Genomic DNA, 15,794 nt, shown 5'->3' on the forward strand with positions numbered 1-15,794 from the left:
GGACACCGTCGGGGCGGCAGACGATGTAGAGGTCGCGTGCAGGTCGTTCGGGTTCCGGGCCGAGGGCACCGCGGACCGCGGGCCGCCGCCCTCTAAGACCGTGACCGTGTCACCGCTTCCTTCTCAGGACCGGCCTCGTCCGCTCGAAAGGCGCGCCGGTAGGCGGCGGGTGTGGTGCGCAGGGCCTCGTGGAAGCGCCGGCGCAGGTTGACGGCAGAGGAGAGGCCGACCCGGTGCGCGATGGATTCCACGGGCAGGTCAGTCTCCTCCAGCAGGGCCCGGGTGGCGGCGATGCGCCGGTCCAGCAGCCAGCGTCCGGGGCTGATTCCCAGTTGCTCGGTGAAGCGCCGCGTCAGTGTGCGCGGCGAGACCTGGGAGCGGACCGCCATTTCGGCGACGCTGACCGGCTGGTCCAGCCGCCCGGCCAGCCATTCCAGCAGCGGGGCCAGTGAGTCGGCGACCGGTCCGGAGGTGGGCAGTTCGGCGTACTGCAGCTGGCAGCCCTCGCGGTGCGGCGGCATCACCATCTGGCGGGCGATCCGCATCGCGTACGCGGCGCCCTGGTCGGTGCGCACCAGGTGCAGGCAGAGGTCCACGCCGGCCGCAGATCCGGCGCTGGTCGCGACGTCGCCGTGGTCCACGTACAGCACGGCGGGGTCGACCCTGACCTGCGGGAACCGGGCGGCCAGTTCCGGGGCCTGGCCCCAGTGGGTAGCGGCCCTCCGGCCGTCCAGCAGTCCGGCGGCGGCGAGCACGAAGGCGCCCGAGCAGATGCCGACGATTCGCGCGCCGCGGCGGTGCGCCCGGCGGACCGCCGCGATCAGCGTTGCCGAAACATCGGTGGCGGCGGGTTGTTGCCAGCCGGGGATCAGGACGGTGTCCGCGCGCTCCAGCGCGTCCAGGCCCGTCGTGACCAACAGGTCGTATCCGGCCTGGGTTCGCACCGGGCCGGGGTGCTCGGTGCAGACCTCGAAGGCGTAGCGGGCGGGAATCGCCGGGCTGTGGTCGGCGAACACCTCGGTGGCGCAGGCCAGGGGGAAGGTCGACTGCGGGGGCTGCAGCACGGCCACGACCCGGTGGAGCGCCGGGGATTTCGGCAGCGAACGAGGCGTCATGGCGCGAAAGTACCCCATCGTGTCGTTCAGGACACTGGAGTCACCGATTGGTCCAGTCCAATATCATCCCGTGACCAGCACACAGACACAGACCCCGACCGACCACTCCGTCCCAAGCGACCGCTCCGCCCAGACCGATGCACCGACCGGCAGGCCGCCCTTGTGGGACCGGCGGTTCACCCTCTACTTCACCGCCCGCGCGGTCTCCTTGGTCGGCGACGCGATGATGCCGGTGGCCGCCGCGCTCGCGGTCGGCCCGCTGTACGGGATCTCCGGAGTCGGCCTCGTCCTCGGCACCTGGACCGGGACGTTCGTCCTCCTGGTCCTGTTCGGCGGGGTGTTCGCCGACCGGATCGGCGCACGCCGGATGATGATCGGCGCGGACCTCGTCCGGGTGGTCACCCAGGGTGTACTGGCGGCCGCGTTCTTCGCGGGGACGCCACCGTTCTGGCTGCTGGTGACCATGGCGGCACTGGCCGGTGCGGCCGTGGCGATGTTCCAGCCGGGGGTGAACGGGATGGTCCCGCTGGTCGCCCGGGAACCGCAGCGCGCCAACGCCACGCTGAAGGTCGCCGACGCGCTCGCCCAACTGCTCGGCCCTGCCCTGGCGGGTCTGCTGATCGTGCTGACCGGCGCCGGAACCGTGTACGCGATCGACGCGGGCACCTTCGTACTCAGTGCGCTGTGCCTGGGGCTGATCCGCCTCGCCCCCGCGAGCACCTCCACAGGAACCCTGACCGGCGGCGACTCCGATTCCGACTCCGTCTCTTCCGCCTCCACCGCCACCCAGATGAGTTCGCTCCGCCGCGACCTGCTCCAGGGCTGGAAGGAGTTCCGCTCCCGCACCTGGATGTGGGCGGTGATCCTGATCTGGGTGGCCTACGGCCTGCTGCTCTTCGGCCCGCTGGTGCCCTTGAGCTCGGCGCTGATCGGAGCCCGGCTCGGCCCGAACGCGTACGGCCTGGCCGTCTCCTCCCTCGGCGTCGGAACGGTTCTCGGAGGCTTGCTCGCACTGCGCCTGCGCCCCGCCCGGCCGCTGGCCGCCGGCGCGATGGCCATGGTGCTGTTCACCGTGCTGCCGCTCTGCGTGGCCCTGGGCGTCGGACTGCCGGTGCTGCTGGCGGGCCACGTGATCGGCGGTGGGGCCTGGGCGTTCTGGTCGGTGATGTGGGCCACCAGCGTCCAGACCCACACGCCACCGGCGGTCCTCAACCGGGTCACCGCGTACGAGCTGGCCGGGTCGGTGTCCGGAATCGCCCTGGGTCAGATCCTGGCGGGGCCGGCCGCGGAGCTGGCGTCCCCGGAGACGCTGCTGCTGGTCTCGGGGGGCACCTGCCTGGCGGGCTGCGTGGCGCTGCTCTCGATCCCGGCGATCCGCACCTTGCGCCGCGCCGCTCCCACGGACAGCGCCGAACCGGCGGCGCCCGCCGGTGGGGGCCGGTGAGAGACGGGGGCGTTCACCGCGCGGGTGAGATCCGCCAGAGCATCCGGGCGTCGTCGCCGCACTCGCCCTGCCGTGCCTGCTCCCCGTCTCCGCCGTCCGTGTTCACCAGGACGCACTTGCCGCTGTTGCGGTTGACCAACTGCCAGGCATGGCGAGGGGTGTTGTAGCGGAAGGTCCAGAACTGGTCGGGGAAGAGGCCGTCCCCTTCTCCACACAGGTACTCCGTGACGAAGGCGTCGTTCGTGGTGCGCGCCGCGTCGACGGACAGGCACAGACCGCCGTTGCGGTTGCGGATCGAGTACTCCGTTCCAGCGGGGCCCGTTCGCTCCTTGTTGAGCTGCCAGAACTGCTCGGGGCTCGCACCGCAGACGGTCTGCACGATGCCGTCCGAGGGCACCGGGCTGTCATCGGGGCCGGACAGGCACATGCCGCCGCCGGCGTTGGACAGCCGGAAGAACCCGTCCGGGAGCCGCGGCGGCAGCGAAGTGGTCGGCGAAGGGCCGCTGGGCACCGGGTGGGAGGGCTGCGGAGTGGAGGGCTGCGGGCCGCTGGACGTGGGGCCGGGCCCCGCGGAGGTCGAGGGCCCCGGGCTGCCGACGGACCCCGAGGGCGGGGCTGTCGTCGGCACGGTCTGCGGCGGGGCACTGGTCCCGCTCGCGGTGGGGGAGGTGGTGGCCGCGGGTGCGGTGGTTCCCGAGGGGGCGGGCGTCGGCGTCACGCCGCCGGGGATCACGGCCCCGGGCGAAACCCCCGGGGGCGGGGCGGCGTACACGGTGGGCGCGGTGACAGCGGGTCGGCCGAGAGCGATCGCGGCGGCGGCGGCCGTGATGACGCTGAGGGCGCAGGCCGTGACGAGCACGAGGAACGAAGCCCTGCCCTCGCGTCCGCGCCAGGGCGCCGGCGCGGACGCGGACGCGGGCACGATCGGAGAAAGATTCCTCCCTCGCCCGCCGGCCGGGGCGGCGGCCACGGCCGCGGCGGCAGGGGCCCCTGCCGTCCGGGCGAGGGTGACCACTGCCGCAGACGAGGTGTCCGTCCGCTCGAGGACGACCCCGTCCGCAACGGCCCGGCCACCGCCGCTCTCTTCCTGGATCTCCCGCCACAGCCTTCGCACGTCCTGCCGGCGATGCTCCAGCGCACTGCCGACCTGGGCCAGACCGAGGGACAGTTCGCGGTCGGCCCTCGCCACCTGCCCGCTCCCGTCGGCGACGGGCGGGGCCGTCAAGGACTGCTCCTGCGCGTCGGCGTGGACCATGCGGGCCGTGGTCCGCAGGGCCAGGGCAGCCCCGAGTTGTTCGAATGCCTCGTCCAAGTGCCCGGCCGCCGGCTCGGGTTCCGGTGGGCCCTGCCGTCCCACCGCCGGCCCGGTGGGCGCGGCCTGGAGCGGTGAGATCGTTTCCTGCAGCATGGTGATGACGGCGAGCAGGCTCTGGACGAGCCGGCCGGACTCGGCGAGGTCCGCCTCCGCCCGCCGCAGGGCCTCGTCCACCCGGGGCGCGGGCGCCTTGCGCATGTCGGCCGTCAGGGCGGTGTCGTGCAGGCGGCGTGCCCGCTTCAGCATCGCCTCGCGCCCGCGTCCGTCGCGCACCCGGTCGCGGATGACGGTGTTGAGGCGGCCCAGCGGAATGATCCGCTCGCCCGAGCGGTACTGGCCCCAGGCCGTCTTGCCGCCTCCGTAGCGCTCCGCCATCTCGCGCACCGTCAGGCTTTCGGTGACCTCGCGGAGGAACCGCGCGAGTTCGTTGGCCGCCTCCGTACCACCCTTCCACGTGCCCTGCGGACGACCTGCCGCCACCGTGCTCCCCCAAATTGTCCGCGGACAATTCGCATTGTCCGCCGCCTGACCACCCGCTGACCTGCGCAGTCGTCGCCGAAGCCGCCGGTTCGACTTCCCGGCCCGGCAATGTGAACGCCGTGCCCCACCGGGCACACCACCCCACCGGGGAAGGCGTCCCGACAGATTCCGGCGCCCCCTCCCCTCCGATTGCGCACGCACGGTAGGCACCCGATCACACGCCGGGCCAGGCGACAGAGAACACGTTCCCCCTGTTCCCCGTCCATGGCGCGGGGCCCGGTTGTCTCGAAAATGCGCACCCCGCACACCACTCCGGCCACCACGGCGGATTCCTCGCACCGCAATCACTCAGTCGTCGTTCTTCATCCATCTGGAGGATTCATGCAGTTCCCCTCTGTCCGGCGTTGGGCCGTCGTCGCAGCGACCGCCGCGATCGCCGCACTGTCGGTCACCACGCCCGCGCAGGCCCGTGCCGACGTCTTCTACTTCGACGGGCAGAACAACGCGACCCGCCGCTGCATGGACGACAGCTTCGAGTACGGGCTGCGGGCGTACGCCTGCAACGGGCTCGACTTCCAGCAGTTCCGGTACTCCGACGGCACGTACCACGAGCTGCGGAACAAGGTCACCGGCCGGTGTGTCGACGACAGCGCCGCCTACGGGCTGCGGGCCTACGCCTGCAACGGCCAGTCGTACCAACAGTGGTCGGTCAGCAACACCACCGGCGGAACGACCTTCAGGAACCGGAACACCGGCAGGTGCATCGACGACAGCGCCGCCTACGGGTTGCGGGCGTACACCTGCAACGGGCAGAACTACCAGAAGTGGTGGGGGGTCCACGCGAACTGACCGCGCCCCGCGGGCCCGAACAGCCGTCGGCCCCACCCCAACGGGGGTGGGGGTGGGGTCGACCGGCGTCGGGTCGGAAGCCGACGCACCCGAAGACAGGGGTGCACGGAGCTCCTCGAAGGACGTGAAGGGCGGCGCCTGGTAGAATTGCCGACAACAGCAAGCCTCTTCGGCCGGATGCGCAATCCGGCGGGGAGGCTTTTTTCATGCCCTGGAGCCATCGCGCCCCGGGTTCCAACGCCGATCACCCGGGTGACGGTGGCCGCTCCCTCTAGGGCCGCTCCGGGCCGACGGCGCCCGCATTCGACCGTCCTTGCAAGGGAGTCCCGTGACAGACACTTCCATGCGCCTCGCGGCCACGGCCGACCGCGCCGCGGTGGAACGGCTGTGGCTGATGTTCCGCCATGACATGTCGGAGTTCCAGGGCGTGCTGCCCAACCCCGACGGCACCTTCCGCGACGAGTGGCTCCACCAGGCCTTCTCCGACGACTCCGATTGGGCTCCCCATCTCCTGACGAGCGATGACAGGCCCGTCGGCTTCGCGTTCGTCCGCGGCCTGACCGCCTCAACGCGCGTGCTGAACAGCTTCTTCGTGGTGCGCGGTGCGCGAAGGTCGGGGATCGGGCTGCGCGCCGTGCGGGAGATCGTGGCCTTGCACCCGGGCTCGTGGGAGATCGCGTTCCAGGACGCCAACACGGCCTCGGCGCGCTTCTGGCGTCGGGTCGCCACGGCGATCGCCGGCGACGCATGGGCCGAGGAGCGCAGGCCCGTACCGGGTCGGCCGGACCTGCCTCCCGACGTCTGGCTCTCCTTCAGCACCCCTGCCCGGACGAAGCCATCGCCTGCGCCGGCTCCGGTTCCGCGGGGCCGGCCCCTTGTTTACCTTACGGGTCGACCCGTAAGGTAAATGCCATGAGTTCCTCTCCACCCTCCAGGGGGCGCCCCAGGGATCCCCGGTCCCACGAGGCGATCATCAACGCGACGGCAGAGCTGGTGGCCGAGGTCGGCTACGCCGCGACGTCGATCGGGGCGGTGGCCGCGCGGGCCGGTGTCGGCAAGGACACGATCTACCGACGGTGGCCGGGCAAGCCGGAGTTGGTCTTCGAGGCCGTCTTCACGACCACCGATGACGCTCCGATCCCGGACACCGGAACGCTGGCCGGGGACCTGACCGTGCTGCTGCAGGGCCTGGTCGACGAGTTCCGGGCGCCTGCCGCCGGCGCGGCACTCCCGGGGCTGCTCGCCGACTTCGCCGCCGATCCGGAACTGAAGGCGCGCATCCGCGGCGACTTCCTGGCCCCGTCCAAGGAACGGCTGCTGATCATTTTCGAACGCGCCGTGGTGCGCGGGGAGATCGCGGCCGAAACGCCGGTGGACCTGGTCCTGGACACGCTGGCAGGAGCCGTGTTCTTCCACGTAGGACTGGTCGGGGAACACCCTGACCGGCAGTTGGCCACACGGCTGGCCACGGTCGTGGCCAAGGGAATCGAGGTCCGATGAACAGCTGGTTTCTCGCGGCGGGCATCACCGCTCTGGGCGTGGCCGCCGTGCACATCATCGGCGGGGGCCGCGATGTGGCGCGCCCGCTGCTGTCCTCCGGGCTCGCGGACGAACCCAAGCGGGTCCTGCATGCCGTCTGGCACATGGTGAGCGTCGACCTGGTGCTCTCCGGACTCGCCCTGCTGTACCTCGCCCGGACGGACGGGGCTACGCCGGGCACTGGTCTGGTGGCCTGGTTCGTGGCCGCGCACTTCATCGCGTACGCGGCGACCTTCCTGGTCGTCACCCTGTCCGTCGGCTGGCCCCGGCCACTGCTCCGCCTGCCGCAGTGGATCCTGCTCCTGCCCGTCGCGGTGCTGGCAGCGGCGGGTGCCGCGTAGCCGGTTCACGGCCTCGTACTGTTCACCCATGCATCCCGGAAGATCCGTAGCCCTGCTGATCGGCAGGGCCGCTGGTGGACCTGGGCGGCTTCGAGCGTCAGCGACTACCCGGGCCTGTGGCCTCTGGGTACAACTGGAGCCGCTTGCACCCGGCAGCCACCCATTGAGCATCAGGGGATCATCGGGCTCTTTCGCCGTCTCCGTGGATCACGAGCTTCAGGTCCCGGCCGGCCGAGACGGTCGGTCGCGCCGGGCGGGACCGGCCGTGGCCGACCCGGCTCCGGGCGAGGCAGATATCCCGGGTGCCTCCGGCGCGTTCAGACGCACCCGTAGGCCGCCCGGCCCACACCTGGATCGCCACACGCCGTCCAGTATTTTAGATTTCGGCGGGTATGCGGGACTCCACCCGCTTTGACCGAAAGGGCTGCCCGCATGGCTCGTCGCTGGTTCACATCCGCCCTGTGCGCACTCGCGCTTCTCGCACCGGGGTCACTCGGCGCGGCCTCGGCCGCCGAAGGAGGCCGGGCTTCTCTCCGGGTCATGACCCGCAACCTCTACCTCGGCGCCGACCTCGCGCCCGTTCTCGCCGCCACCAGCCCCCAGGGGCTCGTCGCCGCGGTGACCGGGGCGTGGGCGAACGTCCAGGCGACGAACTTCCCCGAGCGAGCCGAAGCACTGGCCGACGAGATCGCCGACAGCGACCCTCACCTCGTGGGCCTCCAAGAAGCCGTGCTGTGGCGCAGCCAGACGCCTGCCGGGCCGGGCAGCGCCACCCACGTCGAGTACGACTTCCTGCAGATCCTTCTCGATGAGCTCTCCGCCCGGGGCAAGCACTACACGGCCGTGGCCAGCGTCACCGTCGGCAGCGACTTCGAGGCCCCGCGCTCCACGCCCACCGGTCTGCAGGACATCCGCCTCACCGACCGCGACGTGCTCCTGGCCCGCACCGACCTGCCCGCACACAACTTCTCCGTGGCCAACCCGCAGGCCGCCCGGTTCCAGAGCCACGTGCCCATCTGCCGACCCGTGCTCGGCTGCCCGCCCAATCCGGCCCTGCGGGTCGAGCGCGGCTGGGTCGCGGCCGACGCCACGCTGCGCGGCCACACCACCCGAGTGGTGACCACCCACCTCGAGCCCGCGGCCCCCGCCGTCCAGGAAGCACAGACCGGCGAACTGCTCGCGGGCCCGCTGAACACCACGCTCCCCACCGTGCTGCTCGGCGACCTGAACTCGGCCGCCGGCGGAGTCGGGGCGACACCGGGAACCAACACCCAGAGCCACAACCGCCTCCTGGCCGCCGGATTCACCGACGCCTGGACCGCCACCCGCCCCCGCGACCCCGGATTCACCTGCTGTCAGGCCCCCAACCTGCTCAACCCCTCCTCAGCCCTCGCGCAGCGCATCGACTACGTGCTCTTCCGCGGCAAGTTCACGGCGCTGACGACCCACCGGGTGGGCCACGCCCGGACCGACCGCACCCCGTCAGGTTTGTGGCCCTCCGACCACGCCGGCGTCAGAAGCGTGCTCAAGCTGCGCTGAGGCACGGCCGCGCGGGCGGCGTACCGTCCCGCCACCCGCCGGCCGACCTCAGACGTCCCGGCGCCGTACGACCGTCACGGCAACGGTCACCGAGACGAGCGCCCAGGCCGCGAGCGCCGTCCAGGAGCCGGTGATCGTGCCCGGGTGGGCGCCCAGGCTGGTGTAGGAGTCCGGGTTCAGGGACAGACGTGCCTGGGCGGCGAGCGGGAGGTGGTTGCCGATCTCCCGCAGGGCCCGGTACCTGTCGCCGCCGAAGAGCAGGGGCAGGATGAAGAGGATCCCCACGACGGCGACGATCGAAGCCGTGGCGTGGCGGAGGACGGCTCCGAAGGCCATCCCGATGAGTGCGCAGACCGGGATGACCAGCGCGTAGGCCACGACGGCCCGCAGGCAGCCGGGGTCGTGGATCGAGAGCCCGACGTGGCGGGACGCCAGCATCGCGTTGATGGTGAAGAACGAGGTCGCGGAGACGAGGGCGCCGAGCAGCAGCGTGGTCGCCGCGACCAGGGCCACCTTGGCCGTGATCACCGCACGCCGGTCGGGAACGGCCGCGAACGTGGTGCGGATCATCCCGGTGGTGTACTCGCCGAAGATGGTGATGGCGCCGAAGGAGGCCGCCGCCAGTGCCATCACATCGACCGCGATGCTGTTCAGACCGTGGAACAACGGGTCGTACAGGTGGGGAGGTTCGCCGGGGAGCGGGGGGTGCGGCTGGTCGATGTACGGGAAGTCGGAGTGGACGGCGTTCACGTTGATCGCGATCGCGACCACGGCGCTGAGGACGAGCACCCAGTAGGTCGACCTGAGCGAGCGCATCTTGATCCACTCGGCGGCGAGCAGGTCGGCGAATCCGGCCCTGGGTTCGGCCCCGGGTTCGGCCGCTCGCTCGGACGGCCGGGTACCGGAGGGGGTCGGCGCGCTCATCGGGGTTCTCCTGCGAGGTATTCGACGCTGTCGGCGGTGAGGGACATGAACGCCGACTCCAGGGACGAGGTGTGGCCGGCCAGTTCGTGCAGCACGAGGCGGTGCCGGTGGGCGAGGTCTCCGATGCGGGCCGCCGTCAGGCCGGTGACGTGGACCGCCGGGCCGTCCGCCCGGTGCACCGACGCGCCCTCGGCGACCAGTACGGCCTCCAGGGCGGCCGAATCGGGGGTCTGGACCGTCACTCCCCGGGAGGCGTACCGCGCCGAGAACTCCGCCAGGCTCGCGTCGGCGATGAGCCGGCCCCGGCCGATGACGATGATCCGGTCGGCGGTCTGCTCCATTTCGGCCATCATGTGGCTGGAGACGAGGAGGGTGCGGCCCTCGGCCGCGAGCTGCCGGAACAGGCCGCGCACCCACAGCACGCCCTCGGGGTCGAGTCCGTTCAGGGGCTCGTCGAAGAGCAGCACCGGCGGATCCCCGAGCAGGGCGCCCGCGATGCCGAGGCGTTGCTTCATCCCGAGGGAGAACCCGCCGATCCGGCGGCCCGCCGCCTTCGTCAGCCCGACTTCCCGCAGGACCTCGTCCACGCGGGACGGAGGGATGCGGTTGCCGCGGGCCAGGGCGGACAGGTGCGCCCGCGCGCTCCGTCCGCCGTGCACGTCCTGGGCGTCCAGCAGCGCGCCCACGTGGCGCAGGCCGCGCGGGCGGTGCGAGAAGGGAACCCCGTCCACGGTGACGGTCCCGCCGGTCGGCGTGTTGAGGCCCAGGATCATCCGCAGGGTGGTGGACTTGCCCGCGCCGTTGGGGCCGAGGAATCCCGTCACCCGGCCCGGTTCCACAGTGAAGCTCAGGTCGTCGACGGCGACGGTGTCGCCGTACCGCTTGGTCAGTCCAGTCGATTCGATCACGGGGTCCACGCTGCCGGTGCGGGTACGGTCCGTGCGTCGGCCCGGGGTTCACACTGCGGCGCCCCGCAGGTAGCCCGGGGGATTAGGCCCGCGGGCCGATGTCCCGGCGGGCGGGCGCGGATACGATCGACCGATGACCACCCTTCCTCGTCCACCCCTGCTCAGACGTGTGCCCCCGGGCGCCTGGGTGGGCGCCTTCTGGGTGACCCTCATCCTGGTGCGCACGCTGCAACGGCCGGACGAGCTACGCCACTTGGTCCAGTACAACGGCAACATCGAGGACGCGCCGCTGCTGGCCACCGCCGTCGTCACGACCCTGGGCGCGCTGCTGCTGTTCCGCGCGCCACTGGCGGCCGTGGCCGTCGCGCTCGCGGGCTGCGTGTTCTCGCTCGGGATGGCGGTCGGCGAGACGCCGTTCGTCCTGTTCCTGCTCGCCGACGCGGCCGTCGGGTACACCGCCGCGACCCGTCCTCGGCGGGTCTCGGTTTCCGCCGCCCTGCTCTGTTTCGCCACTCTGGCGGGCTACGCGGCCTGGGACCTGGCCAGCGGCGACTTCTTCAACCCCTCGGCTCCGGCCGGGCTCGCGTCGACCGTCGTCATCGCCTGGCTGATCGGCAACACGATCCGTCAGGACCGGGCGCACGCGGACTCGGTGCGCGCCCAGGTCACGCGGCAGGCGGTCACCGCGGAGCGGCTGCGGATCGCCCGGGAACTGCACGACATGGTCGCCCACAACATCGGCATCATCACCATCCAGGCCGGCGTGGGCAGCCGGGTGATGGACACCCAGCCGGCCGAGACGCGCAAGGCGCTCGACGCCATCGAGGCCACCGGCAGGGAGACCCTCGCCGGTCTACGGCGGATGCTCGGCGCGCTGCGCAAGGGCGAGGACGAGTCCGCGCCGCTGGAGCCGGTCCCCGGTCTGGCCGCCCTCGGCCAACTGGTCGGGCGGAGCGCGGCCGCCGGTGTCCGTATCGAGGTCCGCCGGCGGGGGGAGCGTCGCGAACTGCCCTCGGACGTGGACCTCGCGGCCTTCCGCATCGTCCAGGAGGCGGTCACCAACGTGGTGCGGCACTCCGGCACCCGGGACTGCACCGTGACGGTCGACCACCGCGGTGACGAGCTGGCCGTCGAGGTCGTCGACCTCGGCCGCGGGGGCAGCGTCGGCGGGTCCGGATACGGCATCGTCGGCATGCGGGAGCGTGTCGGCCTGCTGCACGGCGAGTTCAGCGCCGGGCCGCTCCCGGACGGCGGCTTCCGCGTGGCGGCCGTACTGCCGGTACCGGTGGAGGCGGGCCGGTGATCCGTGTCGTGCTGATCGACGACCAGCCGCTGATCCGTACGGGCCTGCGCGTCCTCATCGCCGACACCCCCGATCTGGAGGTGGTCGGGGAGGCCGGGAACGGCGCCGACGCCGTGGAGCTGGTGGCGCGGTTGCGGCCGGACGTGGCCATCATGGACATCCGGATGCCCGGCGCGGACGGGATCGAGGCCACCCGCCGGATCGACGCGGACCCGCGGTCGACGACCCGCGTCCTGGTCCTGACCACCTTCGACGACGACGAGTACGTCTACGGTGCGCTCCGCGCCGGCGCGAGCGGCTTCCTCGTCAAGGACATGCCGCTGGAGTCCATCCTCGACGGGGTTCGGGTCGTCGCCGCCGGCGACGCCCTCATCGCGCCGAGCGTCACGCGCCGTCTCATCGGGGAGTTCGCGGCGCGGCCCGACCTCTCCCCCGGTGTCCGGCCGGGGGAACGACCGGGAGCCCGCCGGGTGGGCGTCGACGGCATCACGGACCGGGAGCGCGAGGTCCTGACCCTTGTCGGCCGCGGCCTGTCCAACACGGAGATCGCCGGGGAGCTCACCATCAGTGTGGCCACCGCGAAGGCCCACCTCGCTCGGCTCTTCACCAAACTCGACGCGCGCGACCGCGTCCACCTCGTGATCCTGGCCTACGAATTCGGCCTCGTCGCGCCCCCGGGGTGAGGTTCACCGGCGGATCCGGGTCTCCTGACCGTTGACCGCTCTCCTCCTCACCTGCCTGCTGGCCTGCCTGCCTATGCCGCGGTGCCGTCCGGCTCCGTGGTCATGCGGGCCACGTGGAGTGCCAGGTAGGAGACCTCGTCCTCGCTCAGGTGCTCGCCCAGACGCAGCTCGACGATCGTCGCCAGCTGCTGCGCGGTGCGGGTCGCCTCCGGGTAGTGCCGGCGGATGCCCTCGCCGATGGTGGACTCGTGCCCCTTCAGCTGCCGGTGCTGCTGGATGCGCACGAAGAGGTAGCGCACGTGGGTGATGAACCGGGCCGCGCTCATGGACTCCTGGGACACGGACAGCCCGTACCGCTCCCGCACGACGGCGAGCATCTGCTGGATGACCCCGGTCATCGTGTACGTGAAGGACAGGTCGCCGGTGGCGAAGCCCGCGTTGACCAGGTGCAGCGCGAGCGCGATCGCCTCGGAGTCCTCCAGCCGCGGGTCCAGGCGCTCGTTGATCGCATCCAGCAGGCGCTGCGCCTGGGCGTACTCGGAGGCGTACAGGGCCTGGACCTCCGCGCGCAGCGGGTACTCGATGACGATGCCGCGCGCGGCCCGGTCCATCGCGCCGGCCACGTGGTCGGCGACGGCGATGGCGAGGGTCGGCCGGGTGGACTCGCGCCCCTCGATGCCCGCTTCGTCGAGGGCGATCACGACGGCCCGCAGGACCTCCTCGTCGATGAGGGCGAGGACCTCGCTCAGGTGGTCGGGGTCGCGGCCGTCCGCCGGAACGAAGACGCGCACGATCAGCGCGGGGTCGACCGGCTTGCCCTGGCGGGAGCTGAACCCGATGCCGCGACCGGTGAGGATGACCTCCTGGCCCTTGTCGTCGCGCGCGAGGACCACGTTGTTATTGAGGACACGCAGCGCCTTCAACGCCTGCTCTCCTTCTCGTTCGCGGTCCGGTTCTGCCCAATGATCCCGCATTGTCTGGCACCCCTGCGCCACCCTCTCCCCCGAACCGGTCCGACGCGGGCGCGCCCCACGAGGTGGCGCGCGCCCGCGTCGGACCGGTGGCGGTCGTTACCGCCGTACGGTCACCACGGGGGCGCCGGCGGCGACGGTCTGCCCGGTGTGCGGCTCGACCGAGGTGAGGTCGGCGGTGTTGGTGACGGTCATGAGGGTGACGGTCGGGTGCTCCGCCGCGCGCACGGCGTCGAGGTCGACCTCGGCGAGGAGGTCGCCGACGGAGACCTGCGTGCCCGCCTCGACGCGGACGTCGAAGCCCTCCCCGCGCATCTGCACCGTGTCGATGCCGATGTGGATGAGCACCTCGACTCCGTCCGCGGTACGGATGCCGAAGGCGTGGCCGGTGGCGGCGACGATGATCAGCTCCCCGTCGACCGGGGCGACGATGCGGCCGTCCGCGGGCTCGATGCCCACGCCTTCGCCGAGCGCGCGGGAGGCGAAGACGGGGTCCCCGACCTCGTCGAGGCCGACCACACGGCCCGCGACGGGCGCGGCGAGCTCGGTGCCCTTGGCGGGGGTGGAGGCGGGGGCGGGGGCACCGGCTGAGGAGGCGGATGCGGTGGCGGTGGACGCGCCCACGGCGGTCGTGGCGCCCACGGCGCTCGCGCCGACTGTGACGAGCTCGCGGTCATCGGCCGCCGCGGCCTCCCCGCGGGAGGCGGCCTCGGCGGCGTCGCGCTCGGCGTTGGCCTGGACGCGGTCCTCCGGGGTGCGGAAGTCGGAGAAGTAGACGAGCGCCATCGAGACGAAGAAGGCGGCCGTGATCGCGATGCCGTAGGTGGCCATCGGGGAGAAGACCGGGATGGTCAGCAGGGAGGTGAAGGCGAAGGCCTTGGTGTCCACGCCGCCCAGGACGCCCACGATCACGCCGCCCACGAGGCAGCCCACGAGCATGCGCGGATAGATCCGCTTGAACCGCAGGTGGATGCCGTACAGCGACGGCTCGGAGATGCCGCCGAGCAGACCCGCGGCCAGGGCGCCGGTCGCGGTCTGGCGCATCTCCTTCTCGCGGTGGCGCAGCGAGAGCAGCAGGACACCGGCGGTGGCGCCGAAGCAGGCGAAGTTCCAAGCGCCCATCGGGCCCTGGATGAAGTCGTAGCCGAGGGTGTTGATGTTCACGAGCATGAGCGCGTTCAGCGGCCAGTGCAGGCCCAGCGGCACCAGGAACGGGTACAGCAGCGGGATGAGGATCGCGAAGACGATCGGGGCGTTGCCGTTCAGCCAGGACAGGCCCTCACCGAGGCCGTTGCCGGCCCAGACGCCCAGCGGGCCGATGAGGAAGGCGGTGATCGGGATCATGATCAGCATGCTGAAGAACGGCACGAAGACCAGGTGCACGGCCTCCGGGAAGACGCGCTGCAGGCCCTTGTAGACCAGGGCGAGCAGGGCGACCATCAGCAGCGGCACGAACACCTGGCCGCCGTAGTCGTTCAGCTGCATCGGCAGTCCGAAGACGTGCGCCACGCACTCCTGGGTGCCCAGGGTTCCGTTGGTGGTGCAGGTGATGCCGGGGATGCCGGACTTCGGGTTGAGCATGCCCGTGAAGTTCGGGGTCATCACCGCGGCCATCACCGCGGCGCCGACCCAGGGGTCGATCTTCAGCTTCTTGGCCGCGTTGTAGGCGACCATGATGGGCAGGAAGTACAGCACCGAGCGCCACATGGCGTCGACGAACACCCAGGTGGCGGACTTGTCGGCAGCGCGGAAGTCGACGAAGCCGAGGGCGTCGAGGACGGAGGCGATCGCGATGATGAGCGAGGAGCCCAGCAGGACGCCCATGAGGGGGCGGAACGAGTCGGACAGGTACTCGAAGAAGTTGTCGACCACGGCGTAGCGTCCGCGGCTCTTGGCCCGCATCGCGGCCTTGACGTCCGCGTCGGACTTCGGGCCGGGCGTGCCGCCGCCGCTCATCGACGGCAGGTTCATGATCTCGGAGTAGACGCGTGCGACGGCGCCGCCGATCACGATCTGCAGACGGTCGCCGGACTGCGGCACGGTGGCCATGACGCCGTCGAGGGCATCGAGCGCGGCCGCGTCGGCCTTCGCCCCGTCGTGGAGCTGGAAGCGCAGCCTCGTCGCGCAGTGCGTGAGGCTCTCGATGTTCTCGGCTCCGCCGACGCCGCGGAGGATCTGCTCCGCGAGCGTGCCGGGTCCGGCTACGGGTGTGTTCATGATGCGTCCTTGCATCCTGGGGCTGATGCCATCCTGCTTCGGTTCGCGATCTCTCACGCCCGGATCCGGGCAACAAAAAAGGCCCGGGTCGCGCACGCGGCGCCACCCAGGCCTTGCCTCCCCTCAAGCGGTGCACCGCCTTGACGTCGCGTGGCGACGAAGATGG

Annotated in this window: 14 protein-coding genes; 8 read left to right on the plus strand and 6 right to left on the minus strand. The window is 71.8% G+C overall.

The window, feature by feature from the left end; genetic code table 11:
• Window positions 1-92: 92 nt before the first annotated feature.
• Window positions 93-1,115 (minus strand): GlxA family transcriptional regulator, encoded by a 1,023-nt coding sequence (locus OG247_RS02125; protein WP_327250544.1) that lies wholly within the window; start codon window positions 1,113-1,115, stop codon window positions 93-95.
• A 70-nt stretch (window positions 1,116-1,185) separates the two neighbouring features.
• On the opposite strand from OG247_RS02125, the gene OG247_RS02130 reads away from it, so the two are divergent.
• Entirely contained in the window at window positions 1,186-2,559 is a 1,374-nt protein-coding gene (locus tag OG247_RS02130) for an MFS transporter (RefSeq protein ID WP_327250545.1), read from the plus strand.
• Between the two features lie 13 nt (window positions 2,560-2,572).
• Here the strand turns inward: OG247_RS02130 and OG247_RS02135 are convergent, their stop codons facing one another.
• Window positions 2,573-4,354, minus strand: a complete 1,782-nt coding sequence (locus OG247_RS02135) for an RICIN domain-containing protein (RefSeq protein ID WP_327250546.1) — start codon at window positions 4,352-4,354, stop codon at window positions 2,573-2,575.
• Between the two features lie 381 nt (window positions 4,355-4,735).
• Between OG247_RS02135 and OG247_RS02140 the strand changes: the two genes are divergently transcribed.
• The 5 genes from OG247_RS02140 to OG247_RS02160 all read left to right on the plus strand — a co-directional run bounded on the left by OG247_RS02140 (window position 4,736) and on the right by OG247_RS02160 (window position 8,622).
• Window positions 4,736-5,203 (plus strand): RICIN domain-containing protein, encoded by a 468-nt coding sequence (locus OG247_RS02140; RefSeq protein ID WP_327250547.1) that lies wholly within the window; start codon window positions 4,736-4,738, stop codon window positions 5,201-5,203.
• 328 nt (window positions 5,204-5,531) lie between these two features.
• Window positions 5,532-6,110 (plus strand): GNAT family N-acetyltransferase, encoded by a 579-nt coding sequence (locus OG247_RS02145; RefSeq protein ID WP_327250548.1) that lies wholly within the window; start codon window positions 5,532-5,534, stop codon window positions 6,108-6,110.
• Window positions 6,111-6,115: 5 nt separating this feature from the next.
• On the plus strand, window positions 6,116-6,703 hold the full coding sequence (locus OG247_RS02150; protein WP_327250549.1) for a TetR/AcrR family transcriptional regulator: 588 nt from the start codon (window positions 6,116-6,118) through the stop codon (window positions 6,701-6,703).
• A complete protein-coding gene (locus OG247_RS02155; protein WP_327250550.1) occupies window positions 6,700-7,083 on the plus strand; it encodes a hypothetical protein in 384 nt (127 codons plus the stop codon). The genes OG247_RS02150 and OG247_RS02155 overlap by 4 nt, the downstream gene beginning before the upstream one ends.
• A 540-nt stretch (window positions 7,084-7,623) precedes the next feature.
• Window positions 7,624-8,622, plus strand: coding sequence for an endonuclease/exonuclease/phosphatase family protein (locus OG247_RS02160; protein WP_327250551.1), 999 nt, complete (start codon window positions 7,624-7,626; stop codon window positions 8,620-8,622).
• A gap of 48 nt (window positions 8,623-8,670) precedes the next feature.
• On the opposite strand, the gene OG247_RS02165 is transcribed toward OG247_RS02160, so the two are convergent.
• Together OG247_RS02165 and OG247_RS02170 are read right to left on the minus strand one after the other, a co-directional pair.
• Window positions 8,671-9,546, minus strand: a complete 876-nt coding sequence (locus OG247_RS02165; RefSeq protein ID WP_327250552.1) for an ABC transporter permease — start codon at window positions 9,544-9,546, stop codon at window positions 8,671-8,673.
• Window positions 9,543-10,454 carry an ABC transporter ATP-binding protein gene (locus tag OG247_RS02170; protein ID WP_327250553.1) on the minus strand — a complete coding sequence of 304 codons (912 nt, stop codon included), beginning with the start codon at window positions 10,452-10,454 and terminating at the stop codon, window positions 9,543-9,545. Before OG247_RS02170 ends, OG247_RS02165 begins: the two co-directional genes overlap by 4 nt.
• Window positions 10,455-10,587: 133 nt before the next feature.
• On the opposite strand from OG247_RS02170, the gene OG247_RS02175 reads away from it, so the two are divergent.
• Window positions 10,588-11,757 carry a sensor histidine kinase gene (locus OG247_RS02175; protein ID WP_327250554.1) on the plus strand — a complete coding sequence of 390 codons (1,170 nt, stop codon included), beginning with the start codon at window positions 10,588-10,590 and terminating at the stop codon, window positions 11,755-11,757.
• Window positions 11,754-12,440 (plus strand): response regulator transcription factor, encoded by a 687-nt coding sequence (locus tag OG247_RS02180; protein ID WP_327250555.1) that lies wholly within the window; start codon window positions 11,754-11,756, stop codon window positions 12,438-12,440. The genes OG247_RS02175 and OG247_RS02180 overlap by 4 nt, the downstream gene beginning before the upstream one ends.
• Window positions 12,441-12,511: 71 nt before the next feature.
• Here the strand turns inward: OG247_RS02180 and OG247_RS02185 are convergent, their stop codons facing one another.
• Together OG247_RS02185 and OG247_RS02190 are read right to left on the minus strand one after the other, a co-directional pair.
• A complete protein-coding gene (locus OG247_RS02185) occupies window positions 12,512-13,363 on the minus strand; it encodes a PRD domain-containing protein (RefSeq protein ID WP_327250556.1) in 852 nt (283 codons plus the stop codon).
• Window positions 13,364-13,510: 147 nt separating this feature from the next.
• Complete coding sequence (locus tag OG247_RS02190; RefSeq protein ID WP_327250557.1) at window positions 13,511-15,628, minus strand: glucose PTS transporter subunit IIA; 2,118 nt, start codon at window positions 15,626-15,628, stop codon at window positions 13,511-13,513.
• Window positions 15,629-15,794 lie beyond the last annotated feature (166 nt).

This window comes from Streptomyces sp. NBC_01244 (assembly GCF_035987325.1).
Classification (GTDB): Bacteria; Actinomycetota; Actinomycetes; order Streptomycetales; family Streptomycetaceae; genus Streptomyces.

Bases quoted from the DNA above. Each gene is read 5' to 3' on its own strand.
- OG247_RS02125 (WP_327250544.1), bottom strand. From the start codon at position 1,115: ATGACGCCTCGTTCGCTGCCGAAATCCCCGGCGCTCCACCGGGTCGTG.
- OG247_RS02140 (WP_327250547.1), top strand. From the start codon at position 4,736: ATGCAGTTCCCCTCTGTCCGGCGTTGGGCCGTCGTCGCAGCGACCGCC.
- OG247_RS02150 (WP_327250549.1), top strand. From the start codon at position 6,116: ATGAGTTCCTCTCCACCCTCCAGGGGGCGCCCCAGGGATCCCCGGTCC.
- OG247_RS02155 (WP_327250550.1), top strand. From the start codon at position 6,700: ATGAACAGCTGGTTTCTCGCGGCGGGCATCACCGCTCTGGGCGTGGCC.
- OG247_RS02160 (WP_327250551.1), top strand. From the start codon at position 7,624: ATGACCCGCAACCTCTACCTCGGCGCCGACCTCGCGCCCGTTCTCGCC.
- OG247_RS02165 (WP_327250552.1), bottom strand. From the start codon at position 9,546: ATGAGCGCGCCGACCCCCTCCGGTACCCGGCCGTCCGAGCGAGCGGCC.
- OG247_RS02175 (WP_327250554.1), top strand. From the start codon at position 10,588: ATGACCACCCTTCCTCGTCCACCCCTGCTCAGACGTGTGCCCCCGGGC.
- OG247_RS02190 (WP_327250557.1), bottom strand. From the start codon at position 15,628: ATGAACACACCCGTAGCCGGACCCGGCACGCTCGCGGAGCAGATCCTC.